General features: G+C 73.4%; 13 protein-coding genes. 8 read left to right on the plus strand and 5 right to left on the minus strand.

What is annotated here, in order from left to right:
• Window positions 1-602 (minus strand): NUDIX domain-containing protein (locus ACFXPX_RS39375; RefSeq protein WP_380644762.1); only part of this gene is annotated, 602 nt, incomplete at its 3' end.
• Window positions 603-763: 161 nt separating this feature from the next.
• On the opposite strand from ACFXPX_RS39375, the gene mmuM reads away from it, so the two are divergent.
• From mmuM to ACFXPX_RS39400, 5 genes are all read left to right on the plus strand, one after another.
• The gene (mmuM, locus tag ACFXPX_RS39380) at window positions 764-1,708 is read left to right on the plus strand and encodes a homocysteine S-methyltransferase (protein WP_375892303.1); all 945 of its coding nucleotides are present in this window, start codon (window positions 764-766) and stop codon (window positions 1,706-1,708) included.
• 135 nt (window positions 1,709-1,843) lie between these two features.
• On the plus strand, window positions 1,844-2,608 hold the full coding sequence (locus tag ACFXPX_RS39385; protein WP_375892305.1) for an IclR family transcriptional regulator: 765 nt from the start codon (window positions 1,844-1,846) through the stop codon (window positions 2,606-2,608).
• A 308-nt stretch (window positions 2,609-2,916) separates the two neighbouring features.
• Window positions 2,917-3,627, plus strand: coding sequence for an MIP/aquaporin family protein (locus tag ACFXPX_RS39390; protein WP_380403528.1), 711 nt, complete (start codon window positions 2,917-2,919; stop codon window positions 3,625-3,627).
• Window positions 3,628-3,740: 113 nt separating this feature from the next.
• A complete protein-coding gene (gene glpK / locus ACFXPX_RS39395) occupies window positions 3,741-5,261 on the plus strand; it encodes a glycerol kinase GlpK (protein ID WP_375892307.1) in 1,521 nt (506 codons plus the stop codon).
• A gap of 174 nt (window positions 5,262-5,435) precedes the next feature.
• Window positions 5,436-7,031, plus strand: coding sequence for an FAD-dependent oxidoreductase (locus ACFXPX_RS39400; RefSeq protein ID WP_375892308.1), 1,596 nt, complete (start codon window positions 5,436-5,438; stop codon window positions 7,029-7,031).
• Window positions 7,032-7,154: 123 nt separating this feature from the next.
• Here ACFXPX_RS39400 and ACFXPX_RS39405 read toward each other — a convergent pair whose 3' ends face one another.
• Entirely contained in the window at window positions 7,155-8,375 is a 1,221-nt protein-coding gene (locus tag ACFXPX_RS39405) for an amidohydrolase family protein (RefSeq protein WP_380530864.1), read from the minus strand.
• Between the two features lie 83 nt (window positions 8,376-8,458).
• Between ACFXPX_RS39405 and ACFXPX_RS39410 the strand changes: the two genes are divergently transcribed.
• Window positions 8,459-9,082 carry a TetR/AcrR family transcriptional regulator gene (locus ACFXPX_RS39410; RefSeq protein ID WP_375892311.1) on the plus strand — a complete coding sequence of 208 codons (624 nt, stop codon included), beginning with the start codon at window positions 8,459-8,461 and terminating at the stop codon, window positions 9,080-9,082.
• 72 nt (window positions 9,083-9,154) lie between these two features.
• On the opposite strand, the gene ACFXPX_RS39415 is transcribed toward ACFXPX_RS39410, so the two are convergent.
• Window positions 9,155-10,543, minus strand: coding sequence for a gluconate:H+ symporter (locus tag ACFXPX_RS39415; RefSeq protein WP_375892421.1), 1,389 nt, complete (start codon window positions 10,541-10,543; stop codon window positions 9,155-9,157).
• Window positions 10,544-10,545: 2 nt separating this feature from the next.
• Entirely contained in the window at window positions 10,546-11,100 is a 555-nt protein-coding gene (locus ACFXPX_RS39420) for a gluconokinase (protein ID WP_380644763.1), read from the minus strand.
• A 149-nt stretch (window positions 11,101-11,249) separates the two neighbouring features.
• On the opposite strand from ACFXPX_RS39420, the gene ACFXPX_RS39425 reads away from it, so the two are divergent.
• Both ACFXPX_RS39425 and ACFXPX_RS39430 read left to right on the plus strand, forming a co-directional pair.
• Entirely contained in the window at window positions 11,250-11,945 is a 696-nt protein-coding gene (locus ACFXPX_RS39425; protein WP_375892315.1) for a FadR/GntR family transcriptional regulator, read from the plus strand.
• Window positions 11,946-12,105: 160 nt separating this feature from the next.
• Window positions 12,106-12,534, plus strand: coding sequence for a hypothetical protein (locus tag ACFXPX_RS39430; RefSeq protein ID WP_375892317.1), 429 nt, complete (start codon window positions 12,106-12,108; stop codon window positions 12,532-12,534).
• Here ACFXPX_RS39430 and ACFXPX_RS39435 read toward each other — a convergent pair.
• Window positions 12,527-13,285, minus strand: a complete 759-nt coding sequence (locus tag ACFXPX_RS39435; RefSeq protein ID WP_380530856.1) for a metallophosphoesterase — start codon at window positions 13,283-13,285, stop codon at window positions 12,527-12,529. The genes ACFXPX_RS39430 and ACFXPX_RS39435 overlap by 8 nt on opposite strands.
• Between the last annotated feature and the right edge of the window lie 123 nt (window positions 13,286-13,408).

Genomic DNA, 13,408 nt, shown 5'->3' on the forward strand with positions numbered 1-13,408 from the left:
GGGGGGTGGACGCCGTCGCGGCCCGGCGGCGGTGGGCGGGGCGGGGGGGCGGGGGGGGCGGGGCGGCGCCCCCCGGGCTCGGCGGCGGGCACACCGGCGGCTGGGGCGCGGTCCGGGGGCCGCGGGGCCGGGTCGAGATCGGCCACCGGGTGCCAGGCGGCGGCCGCGGCGTCCGTGCCGGCCTGCGGGTCGGGCAGGTCCGGGGCGAAGGCCAGGTAGGCGACGGAGACGACGTGCATCCGCGGGTCCCGCTCGGGGGCGCCGTAGGTGCCGAGTTGTTCGAGGTGCAGGCGGCAGAGCGCGGCCTCGGCCTCGGAGACGCCCTGGAGGCCCGTCTCCTCGGCGAGTTCGCGGGCGGCGGCCTCGTCGAGGCCCTCCTCCCCCGCCCGCAGGAAGCCCCCGGGCAGCGCCCAGCAGCCTTGGTAGGGCGGGGCGCCGCGCTCGACCAGCAGCACGTGCAGCCGGCCGCCGCGCAGCGTCAGGGCCACCACGTCGACGGTGACGGCGATCGGGGCGTAGGCGCGCGGGTCGTACGCGGCGAGCCACTCCTGCTCGGCCGTGGGCCCGGCGGCGGGCTGGGGGGACGCGTCGTCCGCTGCCATCGCCGGCTCCTCTCCGCGCCCCTGGGGCACCGGGTGCTGTCGTTCTCGGGATGAGCACAACGTAACGACTCCGTTCCCCGGCGGCAAACGGTTTTCCCGGTCGGCGGGGGGCTCCGGCTTCTAGGCTGTGACCAGGAACGACCGCGCCCGAGGAGACCGAGATGCCCACTGCTCCCCCGCCGGACTTCGCCACGGCACTGGCGGCCGGCCCGCTGGTCCTGGACGGCGGGATGTCCAACCAGTTGGCCTCCGCGGGGCACGACCTGTCGGACGCGCTGTGGTCGGCGCGGCTGCTCGCGGACGACCCGGACGCCGTGGTGGCGGCGCACCGGGCGTACTTCGCGGCGGGGGCCGACGTCGCGATCACGGCGAGCTACCAGGCGAGCTTCGCGGGCTTCGCCCGGCGCGGGGTGGGGCACGCGGCGGCGGCCCGGTTGCTGGCGAGCAGTGTGGAGCTGGCCCGGGAGGCGGCGCGGGCCGAGCCGGGCGGCCGGCGGCGCTGGGTGGCGGCCTCGGTCGGCCCGTACGGGGCGGTGCTGGCGGACGGTTCGGAGTACCGGGGCCGGTACGGGCTGGACCACGCGGAGCTGGTGGCGTTCCACCGGCCCCGGCTGGAGGTGCTGGCGGCGGCCCGGCCGGACGTGCTGGCGCTGGAGACGGTGCCGGACGCGGACGAGGCGCGGGCGCTGCTGGAGCTGGTGCGCGGGCTGGGGGTGCCGGCCTGGCTGTCGTACAGCGTGGCGGACGGCCGGACCAGGGCCGGGCAGCCCTTGGAGGAGGCGTTCGCGCTGGCCGCGGAGGTGGACGAGGTGCTGGCGGTGGGTGTGAACTGCTGCACTCCGCGGGACGCGGACCTGGCGGTGGCGGTGGCCGCGGAGGTGACCGGGAAGCCGGTGGTGGTCTACCCGAACAGCGGGGAGCACTGGGACCCGGACCGCCGGGACTGGCGCGGGGAGCCGACCTTCCGCTCGGCGCGGGTGGGCGGCTGGCTGGCGGACGGCGCGCGGCTGGTCGGCGGCTGCTGCCGGGTCGGCACCGACGGGATCGCCGCGCTGGCGGCCGAGGTGTCGGTGCGGCGCGGGCTGCTCAGCGGGGTGGAAGGGTAGCGGGCGCGGAAGGTTAACACCGGGTCGAGCGCGGGTTACCGAGGGGGAAGGTGCACGGACGGACGGCGGCCTGGCAGACTCGTCCCGTCACCACTGCGGTCGACAATGTCGACCGCCTGTCGTCCGGAGGTATCCATGCCCGGCCCGATCCAGTCGCTCTCCCGGGCCGCCGCGATCATGCGCCTGCTGGCCGGCGGCGAGCGCCGCCTGGGGCTGTCCGAGGTCGCGACGGCACTGGACCTCGCCAAGGGCACCGCGCACGGCATCCTGCGCACGCTGCAGCAGGAGGGGTTCGTCGAGCAGGACCCGGAGAGCGGCAAGTACCAGCTGGGCGCCGAGCTGCTGCGGCTGGGACAGAGCTACCTGGACGTGCACGAGCTGCGGGCGCGGGCGCTGGTCTGGGCGGACGACCTGGCCCGGGCGGCCGGGGAGACCGTCTACCTGGGGGTGCTGCACCAGCAGGGCGTGCTGATCGTGCACCACGTGTTCCGGCCCGACGACACCCGGCAGGTGCTGGAGGTCGGCTCGATGCAGCCGCTGCACAGCACCGCGATCGGCAAGGTCCTGGTGGCCTACGACCCGGTCGCGCGCGGGGAGTTGGGCGACGGTCCGTACGAGTCGTACACCGTGCGGACGCTGACCGAGGCGAGCGACCTGGACGCCGAGTGCGCGCTGATCCGCGAGCGCGGCTGGGCGGACTCGATCGAGGAGACCTGGGACGGCGTGGCCTCGATCGCGGCGCTGATCCAGGACCGGCGGCGCAACCCGGTGGGCGCGGTGTGCATCAACGGGCCGGTCGAGCGGGTCTGCGAGGACGGCTTCGTGAAGCCCTCGCTGGTGGCCTCGGTGCGCAGCGCGGCGCGGGCGATCTCCCGCGACCTGGGCGCCGGGCGGTTCTGAGCAACGCGGTCGATTCGTCACGCTGAGGCGCGGACGGGCGGTGAGCCTGTCCGCGCCTTGGCGTTTTGCCCCGATTCGGGCCGCTCCGCTGGGTAACTTCGGGGAACCTTCCGAGGGAAGGGTCACAGCTGCGTAACCCCGCCTTGACGCGGGGCCGACCTGGGGAGGAAGCTTCCGCATGACGGTCGACATTGTCGAACGATGGCCGGGAAGATCACTCCCACGGCGCGCTCACCCGCACAGGGATCCACCGGCCACCTGCCCCCACCCGCACTTCGGGCCATGACAAGGGAGTCTTTGTGTCCGCCATCTCCAACGGCGACGTCTTCGTCGGCGAAACCCTCGGCACCGCCGCCCTGATACTCCTCGGCGGCGGCGTCTGCGCCGCCGTGACCCTCAAGAAGTCGAAGGCCTTCAACGCCGGCTGGCTGGCGATCACCTTCGGCTGGGGCTTCGCGGTCCTCATCGCCGCCTACATGACCGGGGCCAAGTCCGGCGCCCACCTCAACCCGGCCGTCACCATCGCCATCGCCGTCAAGACCGGCGAGTGGAGCCAGGTGCCGCTCTACATCGGCTCCCAGCTGCTCGGCGCGATCATCGGCGCCGTCATGGTCTGGCTCGCCTACCTCGGCCAGTTCCAGGCCAACACCGAGCCCACCCTCGGCATCTTCTCGACCGGGCCCGAGATCCGGAACCCGCTCCAGAACGTGATCACCGAGGTCATCGGCACCTTCGTGCTCTGCATGGCGATCCTCACCCTCGGCACCACCAAGGGCCTGGGCGACAGCGGCATGGGCACCCTGATCGTCGCCCTCACCGTCGTGGGCATCGGCCTCTCCCTCGGTGGCCCGACCGGCTACGCGATCAACCCGGCCCGCGACCTCGGCCCGCGCATCGCCCACACCTTCCTGCCGATCCCGAACAAGGGCGGCTCGGACTGGTCGTACGCCTGGATCCCGGTCGTCGGCCCGATCCTGGGCGGCCTCGCGGCCGGCGGCGTCTACAACGCCCTGTTCTAAAGGCCCGGTTGGAAACCGCCGAGCACGGGGACTGACCGGACGTACGGGTAACGAACGTCCGTGTCAGGCCCACCCACCCCGTAACCCCCGAACTTGAGCCGAGGACCCTCCACATGACCTCCACCGGTAACTACATCGCCGCGATCGACCAGGGCACCACCTCCAGCCGCTGCATCATCTTCGGCGCCGACGGCCGGATCGTCTCCGTCGACCAGCAGGAGCACCGGCAGATCTTCCCCCAGCCCGGCTACGTCGAGCACGACGCCGCCGAGATCTGGACCCGGGTGCAGTCGGTCGTCCGCGGTGCGCTGGAGAAGGCCGGCCTGACCAAGGACGACATCCGCGCGATCGGCATCACCAACCAGCGCGAGACCACCGTCCTGTGGGACAAGAACACCGGTGAGCCGGTGCACAACGCGCTGGTGTGGCAGGACACCCGCACCGAGGCGCTCTGCCGCGAGCTGGGCCGCAACGTCGGCCAGGACCGCTTCCGCCGCGAGACCGGCCTCCCGCTGGCCAGCTACTTCGCCGGCCCGAAGATCCGCTGGCTGCTGGACAACGTCGAGGGCCTGCGCGAGCGCGCCGAGGCCGGCGACATCCTGTTCGGCACCATGGACACCTGGGTGATCTGGAACCTCACCGGCGGTGTGAACGGCGGCAAGCACGTCACCGACGTGACCAACGCCAGCCGCACCATGCTGATGAACCTGAACACCCTGGCGTGGGACGAGAAGATCGCCGACTCGATGGGCGTGCCGCTGACCGTCCTCCCGGAGATCCGCTCCTCCGCCGAGGTCTACGGCGAGGCCGTCGGCGACCTGGCCGGCGTCCCGGTCGCCGCCGCGCTCGGCGACCAGCAGGCCGCCCTGTTCGGCCAGACCTGCTTCAACGAGGGCGAGGCCAAGTCGACCTACGGCACCGGCACCTTCCTCCTGCTGAACACCGGCGAGAAGATCGTCAACTCGTACCACGGCCTGCTGACCACGGTCGGCTACCGGATCGGCGACCAGGCCCCGGTCTACGCGCTGGAGGGCTCGATCGCCGTCACCGGCTCGCTCGTCCAGTGGCTGCGCGACCAGCTCGGCATCATCTCCACCGCCGCCGAGATCGAGACCCTCGCCAACACCGTCGAGGACAACGGCGGCGCCTACTTCGTCCCGGCCTTCTCCGGCCTGTTCGCCCCGTACTGGCGCTCCGACGCCCGCGGTGTGATCGCCGGTCTGACCCGGTACGTCACCAAGGGCCACCTGGCCCGGGCCGTCCTGGAGGCCACCGCCTGGCAGACCCGCGAGGTCGTCGACGCCATGCAGAAGGACTCCGGGGTCGAGCTCACCGCCCTCAAGGTCGACGGCGGCATGACCAGCAACAACCTGCTCATGCAGAACATCGCCGACGTCCTGGACGCCCCGGTCGAGCGCCCCTACGTGGCCGAGACCACCGCCCTCGGCGCCGCCTACGCGGCCGGTCTCGCCGTCGGCTTCTGGAACGACCTCGACACCCTGCGGGCCAACTGGCACCGCGCCGCCGAGTGGACCCCGCGCATGGACGAGGACACCCGGGAGCGCGAGTACAAGAAGTGGCTCAAGGCCGTGGAGCGCACCATGGGCTGGGTGGAGGAGGAAGAGACCAACTGACCGACCCGCCGGTCGGGGCCCCGTGCCCCGGCCGGCCGCCCGCTGTTCCGGCACCGGGCGCAACCGTGTTCCACCGGCCCGCCGCACCGGGCCGACCGGCCTCTCCAGCAGGGGCCGCACCGCACCCGAGAGGAGTAACGGCGCAGCCGGAACAGCGCGCCGTACACAACCACCATGGCAACCATCCCGACCCTGGGCGCCGAGCGCACCGCCGGCCGCACCGCTTCCCGCGCCGAGACCCGTGAGCTGCTCGGCAAGGCCACCTACGACCTGCTGGTGATCGGGGGCGGCATCCTCGGCACGGCCGTCGCCTGGACCGCGTCCCAGGCCGGCCTGAAGGTCGCCATGGTCGACGCCGGCGACTTCGCCGGCGCCACCTCCAGCGCCTCCTCCAAGCTCGTCCACGGCGGTCTGCGCTACCTGCAGACCGGCGCGGTCAAGCTCGTCGCCGAGAACCACAAGGAGCGCCGCGCGCTCTCCACCGACGTGGCCCCGCACCTGGTCAACCCGCTGACCTTCTTCGTGCCGGTCTACAAGGGCGGCCCGCACGGCGCGGCCAAGCTCGGCGCCGGCGTGTTCCTCTACTCGGCGCTGTCCGCCTTCCGCGACGGCATGGGCCGGGTCTCCACCGCCGCGCACGCCGCCCAGCAGGTGCCCGCGCTGCGCACCGAGGGCCTGCGCTCGGTGGCCGTCTACGGCGACCACCAGATGAACGACTCGCGCGTCGCGGTGATGACCGTGCGCGCCGCCGTCGACGCCGGCGCCGTGGTCCTCAACCACGCCGAGGTCACCGGTCTGCGCTTCACCGGCGGCCGGGTCACCGGCGCCGAGCTGCGCGACCGCCTGGACGGCAGCGAGTTCGGCGTGAACGCCCGCCTGGTGCTCAACGCCACCGGCCCGTGGGTCGACCACCTGCGCACGATGGAGGACGCCGGCGCCGCGCCGTCGATCCGCCTCTCCAAGGGCGCCCACGTCGTCGTCAAGCGCCGCTCGCCGTGGCGCGCCGCGCTGACCATCCCGATCGACAAGTACCGCGTCTCCTTCGCCATCCCGTGGGAGGACCACGTCCTCCTCGGCACCACCGACGAGGAGTACACCGGCGACCCGAAGGACGTCCGGGCCACCGAGGCGGACATCGACCAGATCATGGGCGAGGCCGCGCACGCGATCCGCGACGAGCACCTCGACCGCGACCTGATCACCTACTCCTTCGCCGGCCTGCGCGTGCTGCCCGGCGGCCCGGGTGACACCGCCGCCGCCAAGCGCGAGACCGTCGTCACCGAGGGCCGCGGCGGCATGCTGTCGGTCTCCGGCGGCAAGTGGACCACCTACCGGCACATCGGCCGCGCGGTGCTGGAGAAGCTGGCCCACGTGCCCGGCACCGGCCTCGCCGAGGACATGTCCCCGATCGCCCCGACCGTCCCGCTGCCGGGCGTCGGCGCGCCGAACGCCGTCGCGCACCGGCTGCTGATCGACCGCGAGCCGGGCTCGCGGATGGAGCCGCTGGTCGCCAAGCACCTGGCCAGCCACTACGGCACCCTGTCCTTCGACATCGCCCGCATGATCGACGAGAACCCGGAGCTCGGCCGGCCGATCCACGCCGACGGCCCGGACGTCTGGGCGCAGGTCGCCTACGCGGCCGACAACGAGTGGGCGTACACCACGGACGACGTGCTGCGCCGCCGCACCACCATGACGGTGCGCGGGCTGGACACCCCGGAGATCCGGGACGAGGTCGAGGCCTTCCTCGCGAAGCGTGGGAACAAGTAGGCACAGCCTCGCGAAGCGTGGGAACAAGTAGGCACAGCCTCGCGAAGCGCGGGAACAAGTAGACGCGTAACTGCGGTACGGCGGGCGGGCGTTCGGGGTTTCCCCGGGCGCCCGCCCGCGTCTTCACACCACGGCGCCCGCCCTGACCACGTGCCGGAGGTGCCGCTCCGGGCGGGTCAGCACGGTGAGGTCGGCCAGCGGGTCGCCGTCGACGACCAGCAGGTCCGCGTGCGCGCCCGGGGCGAGGGTGCCGATCTCCCCCGCCAGGCCGAGCAGCCGGGCCGCCGTGGTGGTCGCCGAGCGGAGCACGTCGAGGGCCGGCTGGACCTGGGCGCGCAGGGTGAACTCCTCCAGCTGGGCGTGGTGCAGCGGGCCGAGCAGGTCGCTGCCGTAGACCAGGTTGACGCCCGCGCGGTGGGCGAGCTCCAGGGCCTCCAGGCCGCGGTCGCGGACCTCGGCGAGCTTGGCCAGTGAGGCCGGCGGCAGGCCGGAGGCGGCGCCGAGCTTCGCGGTCCGCTCGTAGGCGACCAGGGTGGGGACCAGGAAGGCGTCCTTCTCCAGCAGCAGCGCGACGGTGGTGCCGTCCAGCAGGTTGCCGTGTTCGACGCAGCGCACGCCGGCCCGCAGGGCGCGGTCGATCGCGCGCGGGTGGTAGGCGTGCACGGTGACGTAGCGGTTGTGGTTCTCGGCCTCCTCGACGGCCGCCCGGATCTCCTCCTCGCTGTACTGGACCGCGGCGATCTCGTCGTGCGGGGAGGCGACGCCGCCGGAGAGCAGCACCTTGAGGTGCCGGGCGCCCTTGCGGAACTCGTCCCGGGCGGCGGCGCGCACCGCGTCCACGCCGTCGGCGATCCGGCCGAAGTGGGGGCGGGCCTCGCAGCAGGGCAGCGAGTCGTCGCCGAGCGGGCGCAGGTCGCCGTGGCCGCCGGTCTGGGAGAGCGCCTTGCCGCCGTGCAGCAGGCGCGGACCGGGGACGAGGCCCTCGGCCAGGGCGCGGGCCATGCCGTGGTCGGCGCCGCCGACGTCGCGGACGGTGGTGAAGCCGCGGCGCAGCATCCGTTCGGCCTCGGCCAGGGCGCGGACGGTGGCGTAGCCGGGCGTCCAGTTCGCGACGTCACGCAGGTCGAGCGAGGTGACCAGCAGGTGGACGTGGGCGTCGATCAGGCCGGGCAGCACGGTGGCGCCCCGTGCGTCCAGGACCCGGACCGCTTCGGTGGCGGCCGGCGGGCGGCCGGTGCCGGTGGCGGTGATCCGGCCGTCGGCGGCCTCCAGCCAGCCGGGGTCGGTGCGGGTGCCGTCCTCGGGGTGGAGCAGGTGGGCGTTGGTGATCAGCAGGCGGGTCATGTCCGGCTCCTTCGGCCGCGCGTGGTTCAGTACGGCTCGTATTGAATACGACTCGTACTGAATACACCATGTATCGTGCTGCTGTGAACCCACCCCCCACCGAAGCCGCCGCTCCCCGACCGCCCCGGCGGCGCGTCCACACCCGGGCCCGACTGCTCGCCGCGGCGAGCGAGCTGTTCCTCTCCGTCGGCTTCGCGCGGACGAGCATCGAGGACGTCTGCGCCGCCGCCGGGTACACCCGCGGGGCCTTCTACTCGAACTTCGCCGGCAAGGAGGACCTGCTGCTGGCCCTCTTCGACGACCAGGCCGCCCGGCGGATCACCGAGCTGGAGCGGCTCGCCGCCGCCTGCGAGGCGCTCGCGCCGCCGGAGCGGGCCCGGCTGCTGGTCGAGGCGCTGCTGCGGGTCGAGCCGGCGGAGAGCGGGTGGATCCTGCTGTTCCTGGAGTTCCGGCTGGTCGCGGCCCGGTCCGCGGAGCTGGCCGAACAGCTCGCCGCGCACGACCGGACGGTGGCGCGGGCGCTGGCCGACGTTCTGGAACGGGTGCTGCCCGAGCTGGTGCCGGCCGGAGCCGGGGCCGGGCGGACGGCGGCGGTCGTGCTGGCGGCGCGCGAGGGGGTGCTGGCCCGTACGGCGGCCGGCGGCGCGGCGGCCGAGGAGCTGCTGGCGGCCACCACGGCCGTGCTCTCGGGGCTGCTCGGGCACTGACCGCGAACGCCGCAGGGGCGGCACCCGTACGGTACGGGTGCCGCCCCTGCGGGCGAAGGTGCGCCGGGCGCGCTAGATGATCAGGCTCAGCGGCATGATCAGGGCGATCGCGACCACCGAGATCACCGTCTCCATCACCGACCAGGACTTGAGCGTCTGCCCGACGCTCATCCCGAAGTACTCCTTCACCAGCCAGAAGCCGGCGTCGTTGACGTGCGACAGGAACAGCGAGCCGGCCCCGATCGCGAGCACCAGCAGGGCCGCGTGGGTCGAGGACATGTTCGCGGCGAGCGGCGACACGATGCCGGCCGCGGTGATGGTGGCGACCGTCGCCGAGCCGGTGGCCAGGCGGATCAGCACGGCGATCAGCCAGCCCAGCAGCAGCGCGGAGATGTGCCACTTGCCGGACCACTCGCTCACCGCGTTGCCGACGCCCACGTCGATCAGGGTCTGCTTGAAGCCGCCGCCGGCGCCGACGATGAACACGATCCCGGCGATCGGGCCGAGCGACTTGCCGACGGTGTCGGAGATCCGGGCCCGGTCGAAGCCGGCCGCCCTGCCGAGGGTCAGCATGGCGAGCAGGGTCGCGGCGAGCAGGGCGATCAGCGGGGAGCCGATGAAGTCGAAGACCCGCTGGCCGACCGCCTTCGGGTCGTCGATCACCACGTCGGCCAGGGCCTTGCCGAGCATCAGCACGACGGGCAGCAGGATGGTCGCCATCACCGCGCCGAACGACGGGGTGCGCTCGGACCTGGTGGTCTCCTCGGGGGCCGTGGCGGCCGGGACCTCCAGCGGGCCCACCCAGCGCTCGGCGACCCGGGCGAACAGCGGGCCGGCGATGATCAGGGTCGGGACGGCGATCAGCAGGCCGAGCGCCAGGGTGATGCCGAGGTCGGCCTTGAGCGCGTCGACCGCGACCAGCGGGCCCGGGTGCGGGGGCACCAGGCCGTGCAGCACCGACAGGCCGGCCAGGGCCGGGATGCCGACCCGCATCAGCGGCACGTTGCCGCGGCGGGCGACCAGCAGCACGATCGGGATCAGCAGGACGACGCCGACCTCGAAGAACAGCGGCAGGCCGAGCACGGCGGCGATCAGCGCCATCGCCCAGGGCAGCGCCTTGTTGCCGGTCCGGGACAGCACGGTGTCCGCGATGATGTTGGCGCCGCCCGAGTCCGCGAGCAGCTTGCCGAGCATCGCGCCCAGGCCGATCAGCAGACCGACGCTGGCCACGGTGGAACCGAAGCCCGTGGAGAAGCTGCTCAGCAGCTTGTCGAAGGGGGCGCCCGCGACGGCGGCCAGCAGGCCGGAGCCGAGCGTGAGGGCGAGGAACGGGTGCAGTTTCAGCTTGGTGATCAGCAGGACGATCGCGCCGATGCTGAGCAGCACCGCGATCAGCAGCTGGGAGTCGCTGCCGGTGTGCGGCAGGGCCGGTGGGGCGGCCGCCAGGAGGGTGGGGGCAATACTCACGCGAGGTCTCCATTGACGGGCCGCAGCAGCGCCACGGCCATCTCGACGAGTTCTTCGGGGGACGGGCCCACGTCCAGGACGGCGCCGCGCTCGTCCGCACCCAGGGGCTCCAGGGTGGCGTACTGGGATCCGAGCAGCGACGACGGCATGAAGTGGCCGGTGCGGTGGGAGAGCCGGTCCTCGACCAGCTCGTGACCGCCGCTGAGGTGCAGGAAGAAGGCGCCCGGGGCGGCCGCGCGCAGGATGTCGCGGTAGCCGTGCTTCAACGCCGAGCAGGTGACCACGCCGCCGGTGCCGGACTCGGTGCGCTCCCCGAGCCAGGCGCCGATGGCGCGCAGCCAGGGTTCCCGGTCCCGGTCGTCCAGCGGCGTGCCGGCGGACATCTTGGCGATGTTGGCCAGCGGGTGGAACTCGTCCGCCTCGGCGAAGGGGAGATCGAGGCGGTCGGCCAGGAGGCGGGCCAGGGTGGTCTTGCCGACACCGGAGACGCCCATCACCACGACGGTGAGGGGGGTGCCCGGGAGGGCGCGGTTCTCGACGTTGAGAGCCATCGGTGGTGCTCCTTCGTTGCAGGCCGCCACTATCGCCTCAAAGATATGACGTATTCAAGTACCGGAAACCAAATCGTCATACTTTTAGAGTGTGGGGTAGGTCGCAGGGCGGTGCGCGCCGCGCGGGGGCGGCCGTCTACCCTGGGCGGATGGAGATCCAGGGGCTGCCCGGCCGGGTGCTTGACGAGCTCGGGCCGGCGATCGCGTCCGGGGAGCTCCCCGAGGGCGCGGTGCTGCGCGCGGAGGACCTGGAGGAACGGTTCGGGGTGTCCCGGACGGTCGTCCGGGAGGCGGTGCGCGTCCTGGAGGGGATGCGCCTGGTGGCGTCCCGCCGACGGGTCGGGATCACCGTCCAGCCGAAGTCGGTCTGGGACGTCTTCGACCCCATGGTGATCCGCTGGCGACTGGCCGGCGCCGACCGGCCCGCCCAACTGCGCTCGCTCGGCTCCCTGCGGGTGGCCGTCGAACCGGCCGCGGCCGCGCTCGCCGCGAGCCACGCCAGCGACGACGACCGGCGCGAACTCAGCTCGCTGGCCGTGGAGTTGACGGTCGCCGCCCGGGAGGCCGACCTCACCACCTTCCTCGGGTACGACATCGCCTTCCACGCCCTCGTGCTGCGCGCCTCCGGGAACGAGATGTTCGCCCACCTCGGCGACACCGTCGGGGCGGTGCTCACCGGCCGGACCGAGTACCATCTGATGCCCCATCAGCCCGAGCCGTACGCGATCAGGCTGCACCGGGAGGTCGCCGACGCGATCTGCGGCGGCGACGCCGCGCACGCCGAACGGGCGATGCGGACGATCGTCACCGGCGCCCTGGAGGAGCTCGACCAGCAGTTGGGGTGAGCTCCCGCCGCCGCCTGCCCGGATGGCACGGTTTGACGGCAGTTCGGTGGATTCGGACGCATGGTCCGGGTTCGGCGGGGGCAGAGTGAGGTGAAGGGGGCGCAATTCGTGTGCGCCCGTTCCCCGTTCCAACACCGGATCCGCGCCTGGGGGTCGCCCGATGTCCGCGCCACGCCGTCGCCGCCGCCTGCCCGACGAAGTGCGCTCCGCCGCAGTCCGGGCGGTGCTCTGCCTCTCCTTCACGCTGGTGGGCGTGGTCGTCGCGACCCTGGCCTCGTACGCGGGCAGTTGGCTGATGACACCCGCACTGATGGCGATGGGGCTGGGGGTGTTCGGCACGATGTGGTGCCTGCTGGAGATCCTGATCTCCCGCCAGGTGGCCGCCCAGCGGATGCGCGGGCCGAACTCCGCGCACCCGATGGCGGGCAGCCGGGCCGCCCCCGAACCGCTGGCGCCCCGCCCGTTCCCCCGGCCGGGCAGCGCGCCGCAGCAGCCCTACCGGTCGCAGCAACCTCCGCAGTCGCCGCAGCATCCGCAGGCGCAGGCGCCGACCACGTGGCCGGGCGGTGGCCGACGGACCGTCAGATGACGATCCGGTAGTGGGTGGTGAGCCGGGAGTCCCCGTCCAGGACGTGGAAGGCGAGCATCGGCGGGTGGTCGAAGGTAATGCCGCGGCCGCCCTCGCAGGGCAGGGTGGTGGTGGACACCACGCCGGGCGCGACCAGCACCGGAAGGCCCGCGAAGGTGGTCGCGGCGGGGGTGTGGGAGTGGCCGCAGAGCAGGGCGGCCACCCGGGGGTGGCGGCGGAGCACCCGTGCGAGCCGGACCTCGCCGTACTGGCGGATCCGGTCCACGCTCGGGATGTGCAGCTCGACCGGCGGGTGGTGGAAGGCCACCAGGGCCGGCGACTCCTGCTCTCCGGAGGCGAGTCGGTCGTCCAGCCAGTCGAGGGTGGCGTCCGCCAGCAGGCCGTCGTGCTGCCCGGGTATCGAGGAGTCGAGCATCAGCACGTCGACGCCGGGCAGCCGGTGCAGCCGGTTGACCGGGTCCGTCGACGGCGCCTCGCCGAGCAGCACCTCCCGGTACGGCTCCCGGACGTCGTGGTTGCCGGGGCAGGTGAGCACCGGGTGCCGGGACGCCAGCACCTCGGCGACCTGGCGGTACTCCTCGGGCGAGCCGTGGTCGGCGAGGTCGCCGGTGACCAGCACCGCGTCCAGCGGGCCGGGCAGGGCGTCGAGGTACGCCATCACCTGCTCGGCCCGCCGCCGGGCGCGCTTGCCGCCGTCCCGACGGTGGACCTGGCCGAGGTGGATGTCACTGAGGTGCGCGATCGTCAGCATGGCGGTCACGCTATACGGCCTGCCGCCGAACTCCCGTCGTTCGCCCGGAGGGCGGGCGGGGCGGCGTTGGGGTGCGTGCATCGCAAGGCGGAGGAGGGAGCCCAATGCAGCGCATTGGCGACC

This window comes from Kitasatospora sp. NPDC059146 (assembly GCF_042786665.1).
Taxonomy (GTDB): domain Bacteria; phylum Actinomycetota; class Actinomycetes; order Streptomycetales; family Streptomycetaceae; genus Kitasatospora.

Bases quoted from the DNA above. Each gene is read 5' to 3' on its own strand.
- ACFXPX_RS39420 (WP_380644763.1), bottom strand. From the start codon at position 11,100: ATGGCTCTCAACGTCGAGAACCGCGCCCTCCCGGGCACCCCCCTCACC.
- ACFXPX_RS39430 (WP_375892317.1), top strand. From the start codon at position 12,106: ATGTCCGCGCCACGCCGTCGCCGCCGCCTGCCCGACGAAGTGCGCTCC.
- mmuM (WP_375892303.1), top strand. From the start codon at position 764: ATGCCCACTGCTCCCCCGCCGGACTTCGCCACGGCACTGGCGGCCGGC.
- glpK (WP_375892307.1), top strand. From the start codon at position 3,741: ATGACCTCCACCGGTAACTACATCGCCGCGATCGACCAGGGCACCACC.
- ACFXPX_RS39400 (WP_375892308.1), top strand. From the start codon at position 5,436: ATGGCAACCATCCCGACCCTGGGCGCCGAGCGCACCGCCGGCCGCACC.
- ACFXPX_RS39435 (WP_380530856.1), bottom strand. From the start codon at position 13,285: ATGCTGACGATCGCGCACCTCAGTGACATCCACCTCGGCCAGGTCCAC.
- ACFXPX_RS39385 (WP_375892305.1), top strand. From the start codon at position 1,844: ATGCCCGGCCCGATCCAGTCGCTCTCCCGGGCCGCCGCGATCATGCGC.
- ACFXPX_RS39405 (WP_380530864.1), bottom strand. From the start codon at position 8,375: ATGACCCGCCTGCTGATCACCAACGCCCACCTGCTCCACCCCGAGGAC.
- ACFXPX_RS39425 (WP_375892315.1), top strand. From the start codon at position 11,250: ATGGAGATCCAGGGGCTGCCCGGCCGGGTGCTTGACGAGCTCGGGCCG.